The sequence below is a fragment of the Streptomyces lancefieldiae genome (genome assembly GCF_031845825.1).
Classification (GTDB): Bacteria; Actinomycetota; Actinomycetes; order Streptomycetales; family Streptomycetaceae; genus Streptomyces; species Streptomyces lancefieldiae.
In genome coordinates, this window is the sequence record NZ_JAVRFH010000051.1 from 19,930 (window position 1) to 37,358 (window position 17,429).

Annotated in this window: 14 protein-coding genes, 3 pseudogenes and 1 riboswitch; of the genes and pseudogenes, 5 read left to right on the plus strand and 12 right to left on the minus strand. The window is 68.0% G+C overall.

Going from position 1 to position 17,429, the window contains the following annotated elements; genetic code table 11:
• The first annotated feature begins 259 nt into the window (after positions 1–259).
• Positions 260–628: a MerR family transcriptional regulator gene (locus RM812_RS33255; protein ID WP_311581190.1), complete on the plus strand. Its 369-nt coding sequence runs from the start codon at positions 260–262 to the stop codon at positions 626–628.
• 266 nt (positions 629–894) lie between these two features.
• The gene (locus tag RM812_RS33260) at positions 895–2,046 is read left to right on the plus strand and encodes a serine hydrolase domain-containing protein (RefSeq protein WP_311581193.1); all 1,152 of its coding nucleotides are present in this window, start codon (positions 895–897) and stop codon (positions 2,044–2,046) included.
• Positions 2,047–2,102: 56 nt separating this feature from the next.
• Positions 2,103–2,189: riboswitch (ZMP/ZTP riboswitch) on the plus strand.
• 1,140 nt (positions 2,190–3,329) lie between these two features.
• On the opposite strand, the gene RM812_RS33265 is transcribed toward RM812_RS33260, so the two are convergent.
• From RM812_RS33265 to RM812_RS33290, 6 genes and pseudogenes are all read right to left on the minus strand, one after another.
• Positions 3,330–4,559, minus strand: a complete 1,230-nt coding sequence (locus tag RM812_RS33265) for a metal-dependent hydrolase family protein (RefSeq protein ID WP_311581196.1) — start codon at positions 4,557–4,559, stop codon at positions 3,330–3,332.
• Between the two features lie 147 nt (positions 4,560–4,706).
• Positions 4,707–5,300 carry a PP2C family protein-serine/threonine phosphatase gene (locus RM812_RS33270; protein WP_311581199.1) on the minus strand — a complete coding sequence of 198 codons (594 nt, stop codon included), beginning with the start codon at positions 5,298–5,300 and terminating at the stop codon, positions 4,707–4,709.
• Positions 5,301–5,356: 56 nt separating this feature from the next.
• Positions 5,357–5,931 (minus strand): annotated as a pseudogene (locus tag RM812_RS33275) (transposase); the annotation flags it as partial.
• Positions 5,932–6,138: 207 nt separating this feature from the next.
• Complete coding sequence (locus RM812_RS33280; protein ID WP_311581201.1) at positions 6,139–7,041, minus strand: SDR family NAD(P)-dependent oxidoreductase; 903 nt, start codon at positions 7,039–7,041, stop codon at positions 6,139–6,141.
• Between the two features lie 74 nt (positions 7,042–7,115).
• Positions 7,116–7,679, minus strand: a complete 564-nt coding sequence (locus RM812_RS33285) for a TetR/AcrR family transcriptional regulator (RefSeq protein ID WP_311581204.1) — start codon at positions 7,677–7,679, stop codon at positions 7,116–7,118.
• Between the two features lie 210 nt (positions 7,680–7,889).
• Positions 7,890–8,072, minus strand: a pseudogene (locus RM812_RS33290) (IS1380 family transposase); the annotation flags it as partial.
• Between the two features lie 543 nt (positions 8,073–8,615).
• Here RM812_RS33290 and RM812_RS33295 point away from each other — a divergent pair.
• A complete protein-coding gene (locus RM812_RS33295) occupies positions 8,616–9,095 on the plus strand; it encodes a hypothetical protein (protein ID WP_311581207.1) in 480 nt (159 codons plus the stop codon).
• Between the two features lie 704 nt (positions 9,096–9,799).
• Here RM812_RS33295 and RM812_RS33300 read toward each other — a convergent pair.
• Positions 9,800–10,387: a methyltransferase gene (locus tag RM812_RS33300; protein WP_311581209.1), complete on the minus strand. Its 588-nt coding sequence runs from the start codon at positions 10,385–10,387 to the stop codon at positions 9,800–9,802.
• A 22-nt stretch (positions 10,388–10,409) separates the two neighbouring features.
• Between RM812_RS33300 and RM812_RS33305 the strand changes: the two genes are divergently transcribed.
• Both RM812_RS33305 and RM812_RS33310 read left to right on the plus strand, forming a co-directional pair.
• Entirely contained in the window at positions 10,410–10,745 is a 336-nt protein-coding gene (locus RM812_RS33305) for a hypothetical protein (protein WP_311581212.1), read from the plus strand.
• Positions 10,742–10,870 (plus strand): hypothetical protein, encoded by a 129-nt coding sequence (locus RM812_RS33310; protein ID WP_311581215.1) that lies wholly within the window; start codon positions 10,742–10,744, stop codon positions 10,868–10,870. Before RM812_RS33305 ends, RM812_RS33310 begins: the two co-directional genes overlap by 4 nt.
• 69 nt (positions 10,871–10,939) lie before the next feature.
• Here the strand turns inward: RM812_RS33310 and RM812_RS33315 are convergent, their stop codons facing one another.
• The 5 genes and pseudogenes from RM812_RS33315 to RM812_RS33335 form a co-directional block, all read right to left on the minus strand.
• Entirely contained in the window at positions 10,940–11,554 is a 615-nt protein-coding gene (locus RM812_RS33315) for a TetR/AcrR family transcriptional regulator (RefSeq protein WP_311581218.1), read from the minus strand.
• Positions 11,554–12,402 carry an oxidoreductase gene (locus RM812_RS33320; protein ID WP_311581221.1) on the minus strand — a complete coding sequence of 283 codons (849 nt, stop codon included), beginning with the start codon at positions 12,400–12,402 and terminating at the stop codon, positions 11,554–11,556. The genes RM812_RS33315 and RM812_RS33320 overlap by 1 nt, the downstream gene beginning before the upstream one ends.
• A 160-nt stretch (positions 12,403–12,562) precedes the next feature.
• A pseudogene (locus RM812_RS33325) lies at positions 12,563–12,928 on the minus strand (transposase); the annotation flags it as partial.
• A gap of 454 nt (positions 12,929–13,382) precedes the next feature.
• Positions 13,383–14,651, minus strand: coding sequence for an ABC transporter substrate-binding protein (locus tag RM812_RS33330; protein ID WP_311581225.1), 1,269 nt, complete (start codon positions 14,649–14,651; stop codon positions 13,383–13,385).
• Between the two features lie 149 nt (positions 14,652–14,800).
• Complete coding sequence (locus tag RM812_RS33335) at positions 14,801–17,278, minus strand: beta-glucosidase family protein (protein WP_311581228.1); 2,478 nt, start codon at positions 17,276–17,278, stop codon at positions 14,801–14,803.
• Positions 17,279–17,429: the final 151 nt, after the last annotated feature.

The following is a 17,429-nucleotide window of genomic DNA, read 5'->3' on the forward strand; positions in this document are numbered from 1 at the left end:
CTTTCGTCGATGTCACTGATCGGTCGCTGATCGCGCGGCCCCGGTGTGGTCTCACGGCACAGCACCGCAGGTGGGGTTCGCCGCCGGACGGGGACCTCGCCAACGCCGTCAGTCTCCGTCCCTGACACTGATGGCAAGGTCAAATTGCGCAGGTCACAGCCTTGCCGGGCGCCACCTGGACCCGCCTGAGCAGCCGTGGCCGAACCAGCGAAAACCTGCCTGCCCGGCCAAGACGTCCATCCGGCCTAGGATCGAACACATGCGCATCGGAGAGGCGGCTCAGCGCTCGGGAACCACCCCGCGCCTGCTGCGGTACTACGAACAACAGGGGCTGATCGTGCCCGGCCGTTCCGAGAACGGCTACCGGGAGTACGACGAAAGCATTCTGGGACGGATCGCCCAGATTCGGGACCTCCTGACGGCCGGTCTGCCGACCCGCCTCATCAAGCAGGTCCTGCCGTGCATCCCCACCCCGCACAGCGGCATCCGCTTCTCCGGTCTGACAGCCGAGATGGTCGCGCTCCTGGAAGCCGAACAGGCCCGGCTCACGGCACGCATCGACTGCCTGACCCGCAACCGGGACGCGATCGCCGACTACCTCACCGCTCTGCGCGAGACCAACGGGTAGCAGGAACAGGCGCAGAGCGCGCAGAGCGCGCCTGGAGCGCGCCGCGCCTCACAGACGATGACCGTGCGGCACGGCGCACGACAGCGCCTGAAAGCGCCGGGACCTGCAGCGCTTGACCTTCACACCGGTGTCAGCCTCGGAGACTGACGGCGTCGGCCACACCCACTGGAGCCGCCTCGGCGGCGTACCCCGCACAGGGCGTCCGTCTCGTCCACGGGGCACAGAGGGGCCGACCACCCGACACCATCGACCAAGGGCAGCGCATCATGACCACACTCCACGGCACGTCCGAGCCCCGTTTCGCCGGACTACGGGAGTCACTGCGGCAGAACATCGCATCCGGTGAGGAGATCGGCGCCTCGCTGGTCGTGGACATCGACGGTGAGCGTGTGGTGGACCTGTGGGGCGGCCACCGTGATGCCGCCCGCACCACCGCCTGGGAGGAGAACACCCTCACCAACGTGTGGTCGATCACGAAGACCGTCACCAGCCTTGCCGCGCTCATGCTGGTGGACCGTGGTGAACTCGACGTGTACGCGCCGGTGGCCCGGTACTGGCCCGAGTTCGCCGCGGCCGGCAAGCGGGAGGTTGAAGTCCGTCATCTGCTCTCTCACACCTCCGGTGTCTCGGGGCTCGAGCAGCCGGCGACCGTGGAGGACCTGTACGACGCGCGCGGGGCCGCGGCCAGGATGGCCGCGCAGGCCCCGTGGTGGAAGCCGGGTACTGCCTCCGGCTATCACGTGATGAACTACGGGCACCTCATCGGGGAACTCGTGCACAGGATCACCGGCCGGTCCCTGCGGCAGTTCGTCGCCGAGGAGATCGCCCGCCCGCTGGGAGCGGACTTCCAGATTGGCGCGGCCAGGGCGGACTGGACACGGGTCGCGGACATCGTGCCGCCGCCCCCGTGGCCGTCCGTCCCAGCGGCGACGGGGGCGTCGGCCGGGACGGACTCTCCCGCCCACAAGACCCTGACCGGCCCTGCGGTGGCTCCGGAAACCGCGAACACCCCGGCGTGGCGGGCCGCGGACATCGGCGCGGCGAACGGCCATGGCAACGCCCGCTCCGCCGCGCGCATCCTGTCCGCGCTCGCCCGAGGCGGCCAGGTCGACGGCGTCCGGCTGCTCGGTGAGAAGACGATCGACTTCGTCTTCGACGTGCAGTCCGACGGCGTCGACCTCGTCAACGGCCTGCCGGTGCGCTGGGGTATCGGCTTCGCATTGCCGAAGAAGGCCACTCTGCCCTGGATTCCCGACGGCAGGGTCGCGTTCTGGGGTGGTTGGGGCGGTTCGATGATCATCGCGGATCTCGACCGGCGCATGACCATCTCCTACGTCATGAACAAGATGGGATCGGGCCTCCTCGGCTCCGACCGCAGCACCGCCTACGTGCAAGCCGTTTACGACCAACTGCCCTGAGTGGGTGTTTTCCACTTCCCGCTCCTGATCAGCGGAAGAGTGCCGCTGGAGAGTGGTGCGTGGGCCGTGACTGGCGCTGAGGTGGAGCACCACCGGGGAGCGGTCTGACGAATCGGTCGATGCCGTGCGCCTGGGCGAGTGGTCGGCGACGCCTGGAGGCGACCATGTCCCAGACACAGACAGCCCGGCTCATGGACGGCGTTGGCCTTGCCCGACGCCGCTCCGCGGAAGACCTCCAGCGACGGGGGAGAACTCCTTCGAGGTGGTTTGTCCCGATGGCAGCGTAGGAACACCCTCACGTACGCGAGGGTGAACCAATCGCCGAGCTGGCTTGCGGCAACGCAGCCGCTCAAAGCTCCTGTGTCTTCGCCCGCCGGGCTCGCGCGACAGGCCGCTCGCAATAGAGCTCCAAATCCTGGCTGGCATCACCGGCTCACTGCCGACGGCGGCCGACAAGTCGTCGGCCATCAGGTCCCGCACCCGGCAAGGCATCGAGTGAGTGCCAGGGCGCTCGACATCCAGGTTGGGGTGCTCTCGTCGGAAACGAAGAGTGGGCGAGTCCATATTGCTGTACAGAGCCGAAAGACACTCGTGAGCAGTGGAAGTCCCCTGGGACTTTTCTGGGACTTCCAGCCCCATCAACCGACACGAGCGTGAAACAACCGAAAGGTCATTCGCGCAGGTCAGCAGCCATCAGACACCCATCGCGGCAGGTCACAGCGCTCACTGGTCTCTTCCGGAACATCTGATCAGCACGACTCAGTAGGTCTGCGCTCGGCGTCGCCTGCCCTCGGCGCCCCATCGATGCTCGCCATCTCGACAGGGTCTGACCTGCCGACACCGCCTGACACCCCATCAGAACGAGCGTCAAATGAGCGTCACGAGCGTCATTTCAGCGTCAAGATATCGCCCGTAACGCCCACACCGCACATAATGCGCACGGGTAAAACCGCAGGTCAGGAGCCCTTTGCGGCCGGTTCAAGGATGGCGACACACTCCACGTGGTGCGTCATCGGAAAGATGTCGACCTGGACGCAGGCTGGAAAGCAGCAGTTCAGAGAGGCTTTGGGGTCCCGGATGAGGGCCCCGACTGCCTGGAGTCAAAGTAGTATGGAGCGCATCCACTGGTACAGCTCGACCAGCAGCGCGGCGTGCAGGTACAGCCACACACCGCCTTCGGTCCAGACCCGTGGTCGGCGACAGGCCGGAACAGGACGATCCGGTGTCCTCACTCCCCGCCCCTTCCGGCTGGAGACGACGAGTCCGCTGAACCACATTCCCGATCAGGGGCGTTGGTGGACGGTACCTTCCTTCATGACGAGGTCGACTTTGCCGGTGTTGTCGATGTCGGTGAACGGGTCGCCGGGCATGGCGATGATGTCGGCGGTCTTGCCCGGTGCGAGGACGCCGAGGTCGTCGAGTTCGAGGAGTTCGGCGGCGCCGCTGGTCGCGGCCTTCAGGGCGCGGGCGGGGGTGATGCCGGTGGAGACCATGGTGGGGAACTCCTTCCAGTTTTCCGCATGCGGGAACATACCGGCGTCGGTACCGAAGGCGATCTTGATGTCGGAGTTCGCGACATGGTCCGCGCCGTCCAGCAGAGCCTTCTGGTGGATCTTGTACTTGCGGCGCTTGAAGACGGGCTGGCCTGCCCAGAAGGCGTCGTCATCGACGTGGCGGGCGTCGTCGAGGGTGGTGAACTGAGTCGGCACCAGGTAGACACCTTCGTCGATCATGATCTGCAGCGTGTCGACGGTGGCCAGGTTGCCGTGCTCGATGCTGCGCACCCCGGCGCGCACCGCCCGGCGCACCCCTTCGTCGCCGTAGCAGTGGGGGGTCGCATGGCGGCCCAGATCGCGGGCGGTGGCGACCAGGGCGTCCATCTCTTCCTGGCTGTAGGTCGTCTGGGCCGGATCGTCCGAAGGGCTGGAGAACCCGCCGGTGGCACCGAACTTGATCCAGTCGGCGCCGGCGCGGATCTCGGTGCGCACCCGCCTGCGGATCTCGTCGCAGCCGTCGGCAGCGGCCAGTTCCATCGGTCGTGGCCGGCCTTGGTACTGGTCGTCCAGTAATTCGGAGAAGTCGCCGTGTGCGCCCCGCGCGGAGATCAGATGCGGGGCCACCAGCATGCGCGGTCCCTCGATCAGCCCTGCGGCGATCGCGTCACGCAGATCGATGGTGTTGTACCCGGTGTCGGCGGTCATCAGGTCCCGGATCGTGGTGAACCCGTTGAGCAGCATCGTCTTGAGCACCGGGATGGTCGCCAGTGCGGTCGCCGCGGCTGAGCGGGTCACGGCCGGGAAGATCGCCGGGGTGACGGTGACGTGGGTGTGACAGTCCATGAACCCGGGGGTCACCGTGTGCCCGGTCAGGTCGATCACCACGGCCCCGTCGGGTGCTGTGATCTCTTCGGCGATCTTGGAGATCCTGCTCTTCTCGACCAGGATGTCGCGGACTCCGGCGGGCCTGTCGTCCAGCCCGTCCCACACGGTGGCGCCGGTCAGCAGCGTGGTCATTGGCGAACCTTTCCGCAGGTGGCCGAACGACGAGCCGGAACCGCCCGTCGGAACTTCCGCTCCCAACGGGCTTCCCCCTGGTTCCAGCAAGACACCGTTCGCCATCACCGGCAACCGGGGGAGGAATTCGGCCTGCGCGAAGGCGACTCACCTCGTCCGATGTCTGTGATCGGCGGTGCCGGAGGGCTGCCCGTGGTCGGGCTTCCCGCCCATGTCGCTGTCACCCGGCCGCGCTGGCCGGGCCAGGTGACAGGCAGGTGAGGAGGAGGGCGACGTCGTCGCGTGAGCCCGGGTGGCGCAGCTGCTCCAGGAGGAGATCGCAGGTGTCTTCCAGGTCCTGCGGGGCGCTGGTGAGGAGTGTCCGAAGGAGTTGGAGCCGTTCGTCGATGGGTCGGTCCGGGTCTCGACGAGGCCGTCGGCGCAAAGCAGGAGCCTGCTGCCGGCGGTGAGGACGAGGCGGTGGGTGGTGAACGTGCTGCCGCCGATGCCGAGCTGAGGGCCGGGCGGCGGGTCGATCAGTTCGGCGGTCCCGTCGGTACGGGCCACGACAGGCGGCAGGTGACCGGCGGAGGCGAACTCGCAGATGCCTGAGACCGGCTGGCAGGTGAGGTATGTGCAGGTGGCGAACGGAGAGTCGAGGTCTTCGGCTAGGTGGTCCAGCCCGCTCAGGACGTCAGCCGGGGGCAGGCCGAGATGGGACCGGCCGAGGTGTCTGAAGGTTTCGGCTGTCAGGCGTGGCACCAGGACAGGGCGGCCCGTGGTGTCCGCGTACTCGTCGGAAAAGTCCTTACGCCGACAAGCAGAGCGGCGACCGGTTCGCCCGTGCCGCCCGGTCTGTGGTCGACGAACCCGTCAGCGGGTGGTGGCCGTAGGTTCCCTTCCACGTAGCTGCGGCGTCCTCGTTGTCCGAGTGCGCGATCACCAGCACCCCGTCGAGGTCCACGGTCACCGTCCCGCCCGCATCAAGCGCGGGTTCGTGGGCCAACCGGCAGACTCGCTCGCGTACTTCGGCCCGCGCGGCACGGATGGCCCGCAGGGCCTTCTCCCCGGAGGCTGCGAGGGTGTCGATGAGGCGGGAGACCGTCGGGTCGGAGGCCACCGGCCCGGACACGGCCGGCTCGGCCCGCAGCATGTCGACATCCGCAAGGCAGTCCCCGCCCAACGCCACCACCAGGGCCACGTCCAGCAGGATCATCCCCGGATCGTGCACCGCCCGAGCCTTCCGCCACGGCAGCAGCCCGGCCGATATCGCGGTGTCCAAGCCAGCCTTGCGGACGGTCCCAACCAGCAGCACACCCCCGGCCTGCGAGACCACCGCCCGGCCGCCGCCCTCGATGCCCACACGCGGGTAGGGCCCGATACGCTTCTTCATCTGAAGTGCTTCTTTCCTGCGACGACCTGGCCCCTGGACACGTCTCACCGTTGCGGGCCACGAGCACTCCTCGCGTTTTTGATCACCCACCCGACACCCTGCCGCGTAAAAGCGCGTGGCTAACAGGTGCTGCTGGACCGGTTGCGGGAGGCTCACCGGCTGGACTTGGCCCGAGTCCGGTTGTCGGGGGGCACCCGAAGTCCTTCCTCAGACGTGCACTGTCCCCAGTAGTGCACGGGTCTCGGCGACTACCCGCGCGTTGAACGCCGGGTCGTGCACCTGTGCGGAACCCCGCATTGGTCGTCCTTTCTCGTCGTAGTAGACGCCGGTGGCGTCCGATTCGTCGGTGAGTATCCGGGTGATCATGCGAGCAGCGGTGCCCGGGTTGGTCCAGTACTTGATGAGCGGGGACAGTGGTGAGAGCACGTACTTCGACAGCAGACGCAGGAACAGGCCGGCGTCACGGCCGAGATTCGTACCGGGCGCGAAGCCGGGCTCGATGGCGTTGAACCGCAGTCGGGGTGTTTCGCGGGCGAAGGCGAGCACCGTTGCCAGGTTGCACTGCTTGGACGTGGCGTAGGCGTCTCCGCCGGGCAGTTTCGAGCCGCCGGGCTTCCACTCGCCACGGGTGCTCGCCTCGGCGGAGAGGTACCGGGCGCCGCGGAAGCCGGACATGGTGGCGGCCTTGCGCTCCGGATCCTCCACAGCCGAGACGATGAACACCACCTGTGTGCCGTCTTGGAGGTGGGGCACGAGCGTCTCGGTGAACACGAAAGGCCCGATGTGGTTGGTCGCGTAGGCGATGTCCCAGCCGAGGGCGTTCGTGCCGGGACGGTTGGGGAAGATCCCGGCGTTGTTGAGCACGCCAGTGATCGGAAGGCCGAGCTCGGTGATCTGAGCGACGGCGCGCCGCACGCTCGTCGGGTCCGAGAGGTCGCACAGGACGGACACGGCCTTTCCGCCTCTGCCTTCGATGCTGCTGCGCACGTCGTCGAGCTTGGCGGCGTTACGTCCGACCAGCACGACGGTGCCGTGCTTGGCGAGTTCGAGGGCGGTGCGGCGGCCGAAGCCGGAGGTCGGGCCGGTGATGACGTACACCTTGTCGGGCATGGCGCTCCTTGGATGTCTGACCAGTCAGTCATTAACGGGTGTGCGTGAGGGTGAGGAAGTGGGCCCGGGGCGGGTCAGCCGATCATGCGCCAGAGTGCCTCGAAACCGGACTGCTTGTGCTCGTCGGCACGGTCCGGATCGCCGATGATGTAGTCGATGGTGGCCTCAGCCAGGGCATTGGACAGCGTGAACACCAAAGCCGCCGGGGCATCGCGCATCGGGCCGTTCGCCCGGCTGCGCTCCAGGATCTCTCCGATGCCTGTCATGGTCCGGTTTGCGGACTCATGGGTGGACGCCGTGATCTCGTCGGAGACCTGGAGCTGGGCCAGAGTGCGGCGCTTCAGGGGATTGGCCGTTGCCCAGTCCATCCATCGTGACCACATGTGCAGCATCTGGGTGCGCGCATCGACTGCGGGCAGGCCGCCGAGTGCGGCTGCCCCCATCTCGCCCTTCAGCTCCAGGTAAAGCTGGTTCAGTAGATCCGCTTTGGTGTCGAAGTAGGTGAACAGTGACCCGTTCGAGACGCCGGCCTCCTTCGCGATCGCCGCCGTCGCCGCCCCCAGCCCCTGAGCAGCGATGATCCGCGTGGCGGCGGCGATGATCGCCGCGCGCTTGTCGTCGCTCCTCGGTCTGGGCATGAGGACAGCATGTAGGAGAGTGATCGGTCAGTCAAATGTAGGGTCACTCTTCCCTCGACGTACACCGCAGCAGGTATCCACGCAGCCACCCGCTTGAGCTTCGGTCGGCTCAGGGCGGTTGGTCTTGGTCACGGCCGAGACCAAGGACCGCCCGCCTGCCGCCGCCGGGCCTTCAAGCAAAGGGAACCGGGTTCTTATTTCCTTGTCGGTGTCGATGAGACGGGAGACGGTCGGGCCGGAGGCCACCGGCCCGAGCCGGTCCGGCTCGGCTCGCAGCACGCCGATGTCGGCCAGGCAGTCTCGCACGAGTGCGACGGCCAGGGCCGCGTCCAGCGGGATCTTGCCCGGATCGTGCACGGCCTGCGGTTTGCGCTACGGCGCCAGTGCCGCAGACCTCGCGGCTCACCGGGTTCGACCCGCTCACCGAGCCCCAGCAGGCTCTTTCTGACGCGACGATCCGCATCTGGTCGAACTTCGCCCGCACTGGCAAGGCCCCGTGGAAGCCCACCACCCCGCCTCCCCGAACGCGCAGTCCCTCGCCTCGGGACCGGACGGCATCCACCCGGTCGACTTCGTCAAGGACCACCAGTACGACTTCTGGAAGTCCCTGGACTGACCACAGCGCACCGGGAGCGGGCCCGTTCCCCGCCACGGGTGGCCCCCGGCCGACGAGCACCCCCCTCCTTCCCAGGCACACAGCCGTTTCAGGTGCGCAAGCGGGCCTCGCGGCTCTGTGCTCACACGGCTTGGCGGCCGGTGACGTCTGAGCCTGTGGGCGGCCACTTCGAGTTCCCTGTGTACGGCCGGCTGCCGCGTCACGTTCTGTGATGCGTTCTTGATCAGGATGTTGCCGGTGCAGGCAACATCAGGACGTATCGTTTCGGCCTTCGCGCTGCTCGAACGAGGTCGGCAGCGCAACACCTTGGGAGTTCCGCTGTGAGTTCCGCCGTGCCCGTCGACGGGCGTTCCGACTTCGACTTCATCTTCGGTGGCTGGCAGGTACGCAACCGCAAGTTGGTGGACGTCACCGACCCCGCCTGCGAGGAGTGGATCGAGTTCGATGCCACGGCGTCGGCGGAGCCGATCCTTGGCGGCCTCGGGCATGTCGATCGGATCTTCACCGATTCCTTCGAAGGGTTCACGCTGCGGCAGTTCGACCCGGAGGCCAAGGTATGGCGGATCTGGTGGGCCTCCAGCGGTCGGCCGGGGCACTTGGACCCGTACGTGGAGGGCTCCTTCACAGACGGCGTCGGCAGGTTCTTCTGTGATGACGTGCTCGGTGGACACGAGGTCAAGGTCCGCTTCCAGTGGACCACCCACAACCCGGAGGCCCCGCGCTGGGAGCAGGCGTTCTCCTATGACGACGGGACTACCTGGCGCACAAACTGGATCATGGATCTCGTCCGCACCGCATAGTCCAACGCTTCATACCCGGTAGCCATCCACGGCCAGATGGCTCCCCGCTATCTGACCGCCAGTGGCGGAATTCCCACTGTCCACTGTCAACACCCAGGCCGTGCCTCCCGGGAGCGGCCATGTGTCATCGGGCTTGGGCGCGGGTGCGACCTGCTTGGAACGCCAACACACTCCACACCCGCTCACCGCACATTGATGACTCAGCGACGCGGCCAGTCTGCTTCGGAGAGCAACTTCTTCAAGGTGTCCTGCTTTGTGAGGCTCGACATCAAAGGAGGCTCCTGCGTCTGCTGACGTGGCCGTGTCGTCGCCCAGACGTGCGCGTTGAGCATGCCGGCGGCCTGCGTCCTGTCTGCCCGGCAATGGGGTGGGCCGCCGGCTCCACCTGGCGGCCAGGCCGTGTTCGCGCAGCAGGTCCAGGGTGGTTGGTCGCCACGACCGGGGTGCAGCGGTCGTGGGAGTGGGAGCCGCGATCGGGATGTCTCCGGCCGTGCTGGTGGTGGCGGGTGAGGTTTTTGGCGGTGGTCTTCTTCTCAGGCGGGCTTCCCGCCCCACGCCTTCTTCGCCGGCTGCGCCTGCAGAGACACCTTACGCTGCGTCTTGCCGGGCCGCTTCTTCGGCTGCTTCCCGCGTGCCGCCTTTGGCAGCGTTGTGTGTAGCGGTCTTGGTAGGAATCGGATGTGCCTTTTGGTGCTGTCTTGTGTTCAGGCGGGTCGGGCCTCGATGATGTTCAGTGCCGAACCGGTGTCGATGACACGGTGCAGGGTCAGTCCTGGCTCGGTCAGCATTTTCCCGTACTCCTTTCGGGTTCGTTCACGACCGCCCAGCAGTACGAGCATCACCACGTCGTACACCTTGCTGGGGTGGGGTGTGTTTCCGGGCGGGATGAGGTGCTCGATGATCAGCAGTTTGCTGTCCGGCGCCATGGCCCGCCGGCAGCCTCGGAGAACAGCGATGGCGTCGGGCTCTGGCCAGTCGTGCAGGACCCAATTGAGGAGATGGACATCGCCTCCCTGAGGGAGCGGGCCGAAGAGGTCACCTCCTGCGAACTCGCAGCGCTCTCTCAGGCCCGCCGCGTCGATCTGCTGCCGCGCCACTGGGGCCATGTGCGGCTGGTCGAACAGCACGCCGGCCGTCGAAGGGAAGGTTTCGAGGACCGCCGTGAGCAGGGTGCCGTCGCCCCCGGCCAGGTCGACGACCCTCCGCGCGTCGCTGAAGTCGTAGGACTCAGTCACTGCCGCGCTGTCCATCCGGGTGACTTCCGCCACGCTTTCGTTGAACAGCGCGTTCATTTCCGGCTCCTCGCGGAGCAACGTGAAGAAGGGTTGGCCGAACGACTCGGGCAACGTCGCCGTGCCTGTGAGCAGGCTGTGCCGAGCGTCGGTGAAGGCCCGGCTCACCCGCCCGGAGAACGGTGGCCCCCGCAGCCTCCCGCGACGGGAGGGCACGGTCTGGCTCTACCTCAACCGAGTCCGTCCGGCCCTGCTGGAATGGTCGAACCGCTACGACCACCTGCGGGAAGTGACCCGCGACGACGTTCTCACCCACATCAAGACACTGCACGGCCGCCTGCGGCATGACCAACTCGTGGCCCTGCGCTCGCTGTTCACCTGGGCCAAGCGAACTGGGCGGATCTGGAGCTGGACATGAACTCCCACCTCGCCCTCGTCGCCGCGGCGGCGGCCATGGTGCCCGGCCCGCCCGAGGCGGAAGCCGCCCGATCGGCGGCGGACGGTAGCGGGTTCCCGCTCGGCTTGCTCGCCGACGAGGAGTAGACGGAACGCAGGTCGATGTGTGGTTCGACCCGAGCTTCGGGCCGGTCGTTCCCCGGGACGCCATATGTATCAGGCCGCCAGGCCTGCGCTGATCAGCCAGATGTGTTCGCAGGTCAAAGATGCCTTTTGCAAACTCTCGCGGGACTCCTGTGAGGCGTGGTAGAAGGTGCGCTCGATCATCCAGCACAGGGAGCGTGCCATCGCCGACGCTTGTTCTGGTTCAGTGCCCGCCTGAATGCCGGCTCGTTCCAGGACAGCGGTGATGGCTGTGATGAACAAGTCAGCTGTGCGGCTCCACAGCTCACCGATCTCCGGCACGGTCAGTGACAGGTCGATCGCCGTGCGCATGACCAGGCCATGCTCGTTCCATAGCTCGACCGTGCGCCGCATGGCTGCTGCGATGGCCTGGCGTGGCTCGTTGGTCTGCGCGGTGGCCCGGGACCGCTCCCACAAGTGCTCCACGGTCCGGGCCACAAGTGCCGTGACCACCTCTTGCTTGGAGCCGAAGTAGAAGTACAGGGCGCCGCGTGTGATGCCGGCGCCCTGGGCGATGTCGCCGACGGTCATGGCGTCGTAGCCCTTCTGCGCCAGCAGAGCTTCGCAGGTGTCCAGAATGGTCCGCTCCCGGACGTCGCCCTTGCGTTCGGTGGTGCGTCGGCTTGGCGTGGGGCGGTGACCGGACATCAAAGCTGAGCCCCCTCGGCGAAGTCGGTCGTACGCGAGAGCGTCTCCCATGCGCGGATGTCCTCGTCCACGGCCTCGCGCGCGGCGGTGACCAGTCGCAGCGCGTCCGAGCCCAGGACGAGGTGGGCCGGCGGCTGGTCCACCGACGCGATGTGCACGACGGCGTCCCCGGCCTTGGCCGGATTGCCCAGCTGGTTCCCGCTGGCCTTCTGCCGCGCTTCACGGATGGGGGCGAACAACTCGTCGTAGTCGTCGATGGACCGCTCGGCTCGTGTCATGGACCGTCCGGCCCAGTCCGTGCGGAAGGACCCGGGCTCGATCGCCGTCACGTGGATCCCGAACTGCGCGACCTCCTTGCTCAGCGCCTCAAGGATGCCTTCCAGGGCGAACTTGCTGCCGCAGTAGGCGGACATGCCGGGCACGGCCATCAGCCCGCCCATGGAGGTGACAGCCATCAGGTGCCCGCGGCGCCGCCGACGCATGTGGGGCAGGGCCGCCTGCAGGGTGGCCACTGCCCCGAACACGTTGACCTCGAACTGCCGCCGCACCTCGGCCAGCGGCGTCTCCTCGAAGGTGCCCTCCACGCCGTAACCCGCATTGGCGACGACGACATCCAGAGGGCCGACGCTCTGCTCCACCTCCGCGACCACACTCGAGACGGCGTCGCCGCCCGTCACGTCCAGGATGCGGCCGTGAGCGTGCCCTGGTTCGAGCTCTTCGAAGGCCCGCAGGTCCTTGTCCGAACGGACCGTGCCGACGACGGTGTGCCCGGCGGCCAGGGCGGCTTGGGCGAAGGCACGCCCGAGGCCCGAGCTGACGCCGGTGATGAGCCACTTCTGCTGCTGCACTGTTCCTCCAGCTAGGACTCGGAAGGAGTCTGGTCGCTCCCTCACCTCAAAATCTACACGATGTCGATTTTTATCATCGCCATGCAGATTCTGGGGCACTCTACGACCCCGCGGGAGCAGTCCACCGGCCAGGGGAGCTCAAAGCCGGCAGCGCACAAGTTCAGCGCCGTGCCACAAGAAGCACGGCCGGTGTGTGGCTCAGCTCCCGGCGATCCTCTTGAACCAGCCGGTAGACCTCGCGGGCCGCATAGCGCTTGAGGCAGCGGATGACCTCCCGCCGCGTCTTGCCCTCCATCACGCGTCGCTCGTAGTACGCCTGAGTCCGCGCGTCCCAGCGCAGCCGACTCGACACGATACGGTGCAGCGCAGCGTTCGCCTGCCGGTTCCCGCCGCGATTGAGCCGACGATGCTGCCGGCTCCCGGACGAGTACTCCACGGGACTCGCTCCGCGCCACGCGGCAAACGACGCTTCACCGCGTAGGCGGTCGCTGTTGTCACCCATGGCGGTCAGCAGCACCGCCCGTGACTGGACACTGCGGTCAAAGGTCTCAAGAGTCAGACCCGTCCGGGATGGCACTACACAACCGTCCCATCGCCTCCGGCACACCAGCGTGCTCCGACGACAGCCGGATGACTTCGTCCGAACCGGTCCCCAACCGAACCTGGACAGGCTGACATGAAGTCGGCTTCTCGCCTACTCGTGACCGGCCCTGACAGACAGGCTGTGGTGCGCCTCGCCAGCAGTGCTTCATCGGCCGCCGCACGAACGGCCGCGAAGCCATCGTGCTCGGTGCCACGGCGATCGACTCGTGCGTACTGCGGGGGCTGTTACTGCGTTCAAGCACAAGAACGGCTGGGCGCTGGTCGTGAAGGCCGGGCATGACATTCCATCGGAAGCTGACCCGGATTGAGTGGAGTCGCGACGAGGTCTGGACGGTATCCGCTCACTGGCCCTCAAGGATGCTCTTCTCATGCCTGCGTCAAGTTCGCTCTCGATAAGCCTTGTCGAGAGCGGCCAAGGCCGCTTCGATGTCCGTGGTCCCGGAGAATAGAGCTTCGACCTGGGCAAAGTGTGTCTGCTGGACGGCGGAGTTCGGCCAGCGCTGATCCATGAAGGGAACGGTGGTTCCGGCCTTCTGCCGCTCCGCGACCTCCCTGATCGCGGGGTCGACGGTGAAGGAGGCGTTCGGGATGGCCGGCAGGGTGGCGCCCGAGCGGTTGTACAGGTTCTGTCCGCGAGCGGAGCCCAGGAAGTCGATGAAAGCGAGGGCCTCCTTGCGGTGTGGAGTGTCGGGGTTGAGGCCATAGGCGGCCGATACGGCACCGGGCATCCGTGTGTCGTCGGGGTCATCTGTGGCGGGCAGTGCGGTCATGCGCAGAGTCCGGCCGGGGGCAGCGGCACGTAGCTCGGACAGTACGCTCGCGACCTGGACGACTCCCACGGCCCGGCCCGTGGCCACCTGGTCGAGCGTTTCCTCGTACGTGGTGTCCAGTGGGTCGGCGTTGAAGCAGCCGCGCCCGTCCATCTCCATGTATTTGCGCAGGGCGGTTCGCCAGCCGGAGTCGGCGAAGGTTTCCTTGCCGAGTTCCATGTCGCTGTCGAAGCCTGGTTGGTCGGCGTAGACGGTTGTCGCGACCAGGGCGTAGGTGACGAGCTGGGTGACCCAGGGGGTGGCGTTGCCCAGGGCGAGGAGGACCTTGCCGTGGTCGCGGGCCTTGTCGCAGAGGGTCAGGAGTTCTGTCCAGGTCCGGGGAGGTGCTCCTCCGATGGCGTCCAGAGCTTCCGTGGAGAAGACCGTGCCGATGCCGCTGAAGGTCACAGGTACCGCGAACGTGCTGCCGTTCACGTCAGTGACCGGTTTGACGCCTATGGGCATCGTGAGGTTGAAGCGGCGAAGGCTCAGGTTCTCCAGCAGGTCGTCGTGGACCAGCGCGGTGACGGAGGCGGGATTGCCGTTGCCGGGCCAGACGGTGAACACGTCGGGGCCGTCACCCGCGCGGAGCCGGCCCGGCAGTTTCTGCTGGAGGTCGCCGGTGTCGAAGTAGTCGACCGTGACGTGTGTGTCGGGGTTGAGGCGGTGGAACTCGGCGACAACGGCGTCCATCGCGGACCTGTCGGTGGCGCTTGCCCTGACCGACAACTCGACCGGCCCGTCCTGTTCGGTCCCGAACGGGCCGCATCCGGTCGTCGTGGTGGCTGCGAGCGCCAGGCTGATGGCGAGGCCGAGCAGGTGTGAGGTGCGTGTCACGGACGGACTCCGGGCGGGAAGAGGAATGAGGTTGGCTGGCGCGAGGCGTGGGGTGTCAGGGCCGGGTCGGCCGGCGGCGGCTCGTGTGACGTTCACTCGACCGCGCAGCGGTCACACGAGCCGCCCGCGACCCAGGGGGCCGACGGTGGTCAGCCGAGCGTGAGGGCACGCTGTGCGGTGACGACGCGGGAGGAACGCGCCGTCGCGAAGGTGTAGACACCCGGGGTGAGCGTCATTGCGCCCGACGACCAGACGCTGAGGTCCTGGACCGGGATCGTCAGGCTCAGTCGCTTGGAACCGGCCGCTGGAAGGGTGACCTTCTGGAACGCGACCAGGCGGCGAGGCTCCGCCGCCGCCGAGGCGGGAAGGGTGGCGTACACCTGAAGGACCTCGGTGCCCTCGCGCCGTCCGGTGTTGGCCACGGTGACCTCGACGATGACCTGCTGGGCGACCTTGTCGTAGGTGGCTTCCAGAGAGCCGTGCGCGAAGGTCGTGTAGGACAGACCGTGGCCGAAGGGGAAGCGGGGTTCCTGATTCCTGGCGTCGTAGAAGCGGTAGCCGACGGCGATGCCCTCGTCGCAGGAGACGATGCCGTTCGTGCCCGGGTACGTGGCGGGGGTGGTACCGGGGCCCTGAGTGGCGTCGGCGGGGAAGGTCACCGGAAGGCGGCCGGCCGGGTCGCTGTCGCCGAAGAGGACGGCGGCGACGGCGGTTCCGGCACCGCGGCCCGCATACCACGCCTGCACGACGGCCTCCACGTCGTTCAGCCACGGGGTGGCGACGGGACCGTCGGTGTTGAGGACGACGATCGTGCGGGGGTTGGCGGCGGCGACGGCGCTGATGAGCTGATCCTGGTCTCCGGGCAGCGCGTATCCGTCGTGGTCCATGCCCTCGCCTGCGACCCGGTTGACGAAGACGACGGCGGTGTCGGCCGTGCGGGCCACTGTCACAGCGGCGGGGATGAGGGACTCGGGTTGCCAGCCGAAGGCCAGGCCGCACGTTCCGGGCTCCGCGGTGGCGTTGTTGTAGGTGATCTCCACGGTGACGGCGCGTCCGGCGGTCAGTTCGGCGGTTCCCTGGAGCGGGTAGTCGTAGGGGCCGAGGAAGAAGCGGGCCATCTGGCGGGTGCCGGAGACGACCGTCCTGCCGTCGATCTTCAGCGTGGTTGTCCCGGACGGCAGCAGGGAGAAGCGGTGCAGGCCGGTGGTGGTCGGGGTCAGTGTGCCGGTCCACTTGGCCGACCACACCTGCGGCAGGCCCTCGACGGGGGCGGCGGTGAAGTCGACGGTGGTGTCGGTGCGGGTCGTGACCGGTGTGCCGGTGCCGTCGGCACTGGCGTAATAGCTCGCCGTCAGGCCGGCCGCCCCGGTGGGGGTGCGCAGGACGGTGGAGGGGACCGTGGTGAGGGGGAGGTCGCCCTTGGTTCCCTGGGCGTGGGTGACCTTGACGGAGCCTCCGGCGCGGGCCCGGATCGCGTCGAGCGGAGTGGTCCAGGTCCCGGGGTCCACGTAGGTGGAGCCGGACACGCCGGTGAAGGTGTCGGCCCCGGCCGGGCCGATGACGGCGAGCGACTTCACGGCACTGGTGAGCGGCAGGGCCGCGGAGCGGTTGGCAAGGAGCACCGTGGAGGCGACGGCCGCCTCGTGCGCGAGGTCCTTGTGCGCCTGGGTGCTGACATTGCCCGCCGGGGCGGGGACGGGGTGGTCGAAGAGGCCGTTCGCGAACATGGTGACGAGGATGCGCCGGGCCGCGTCGTCGAGCCGGGCGGCCGGTATCGCACCGCCGGTGAGGGAACCCGCCGGAATCTGGACAGCGCCGGGGCCGAGCCCGGCGAGGTCCATGCCGGCCCGGGCGGCGGCGACCTGGTCGTCCCCGGCCCAGAAGTCGGGCACGGTGTAGCCCTGGAGGCCCATGCCCTTCTTCAGGTCGTCGAACAGGCCGGTGTGCCGTGTCGCGAACGTACCGTTGATCTTCGGGTACGCCATCATCACCGAGGCGGCGGGGGCGGCGGCGATCACCCGACGGAAGGGCGCCTGGTAGTACTCGTGGAGCGCTCGGTCGGACACCTTGGTGTCGATGAAGAAGCGGTTGACTTCCTGGGTGTAGGCGGCGAAGTGCTTCAGGGTGGCCGCCATGTGCTGGGACTGGATGGCCACGGTGAGGGCGGCGCCCAGCCGTCCGGCGAGCACCGGGTCCTCGCCCATGGCCTCGGCCTGACGGCCGAAGTGCCAGGTGCGAGTCAGGTCGATGGTGGGGCCGAGGGCGTTGTTGTACCCCTTGGCCCGGCCCTCGGTGCCGATGGCCTTCCCGATCCGGCCCGCGAGCGCCTCGTCGAAGGTGGCCGCCTGGGCGACCGGCACGGGGAAGGCGGTGACGCCCGTCTCGCCGCGCAGCCCCGCGGAGGCGTCGACCATGGTGAGGGCGGGGATGCCGAGGTGGGCCACGGCGGCGAAGTCGCAGCGTGCGAGGGCCTCTTTCTCGCCGGCCGTCATGCGGGCGAGCAGTTCGGCGGCCCGGTCCTGCGCCACGGACCGCGGCGCGGCGACCGCTCGGTCGGTGACCGCGGGGGCCATGCTCGCGGCCAGGGCCGTGAAGGCTGCGGCGGATAGGAACGTTCGTCGGTTCACAGCGGCTCTCCGGACTGGGATGGCGGCAGTACGACGCGCCGCCGCGGGTTGGGGGAGGTGAGGGCCGGCCGAGGGGTCAGGTCACGGCCGGCCCCGGCTCGATGGGGCTCTGGGAGCAGCCGCGTGGTCGCGGAGCCCCGAGGGATCGCAT

What these genes read in the sequence shown, in the direction of transcription:
- RM812_RS33255 (WP_311581190.1), top strand. Translation starts at nt 260, where the DNA reads ATGCGCATCGGAGAGGCGGCTCAGCGCTCGGGAACCACCCCGCGCCTG.
- RM812_RS33260 (WP_311581193.1), top strand. Translation starts at nt 895, where the DNA reads ATGACCACACTCCACGGCACGTCCGAGCCCCGTTTCGCCGGACTACGG.
- RM812_RS33265 (WP_311581196.1), bottom strand. Translation starts at nt 4,559, where the DNA reads ATGACCACGCTGCTGACCGGCGCCACCGTGTGGGACGGGCTGGACGAC.
- RM812_RS33280 (WP_311581201.1), bottom strand. Translation starts at nt 7,041, where the DNA reads ATGCCCGACAAGGTGTACGTCATCACCGGCCCGACCTCCGGCTTCGGC.
- RM812_RS33285 (WP_311581204.1), bottom strand. Translation starts at nt 7,679, where the DNA reads ATGCCCAGACCGAGGAGCGACGACAAGCGCGCGGCGATCATCGCCGCC.
- RM812_RS33300 (WP_311581209.1), bottom strand. Translation starts at nt 10,387, where the DNA reads ATGAACGCGCTGTTCAACGAAAGCGTGGCGGAAGTCACCCGGATGGAC.
- RM812_RS33310 (WP_311581215.1), top strand. Translation starts at nt 10,742, where the DNA reads ATGAACTCCCACCTCGCCCTCGTCGCCGCGGCGGCGGCCATGGTGCCC.
- RM812_RS33315 (WP_311581218.1), bottom strand. Translation starts at nt 11,554, where the DNA reads ATGTCCGGTCACCGCCCCACGCCAAGCCGACGCACCACCGAACGCAAG.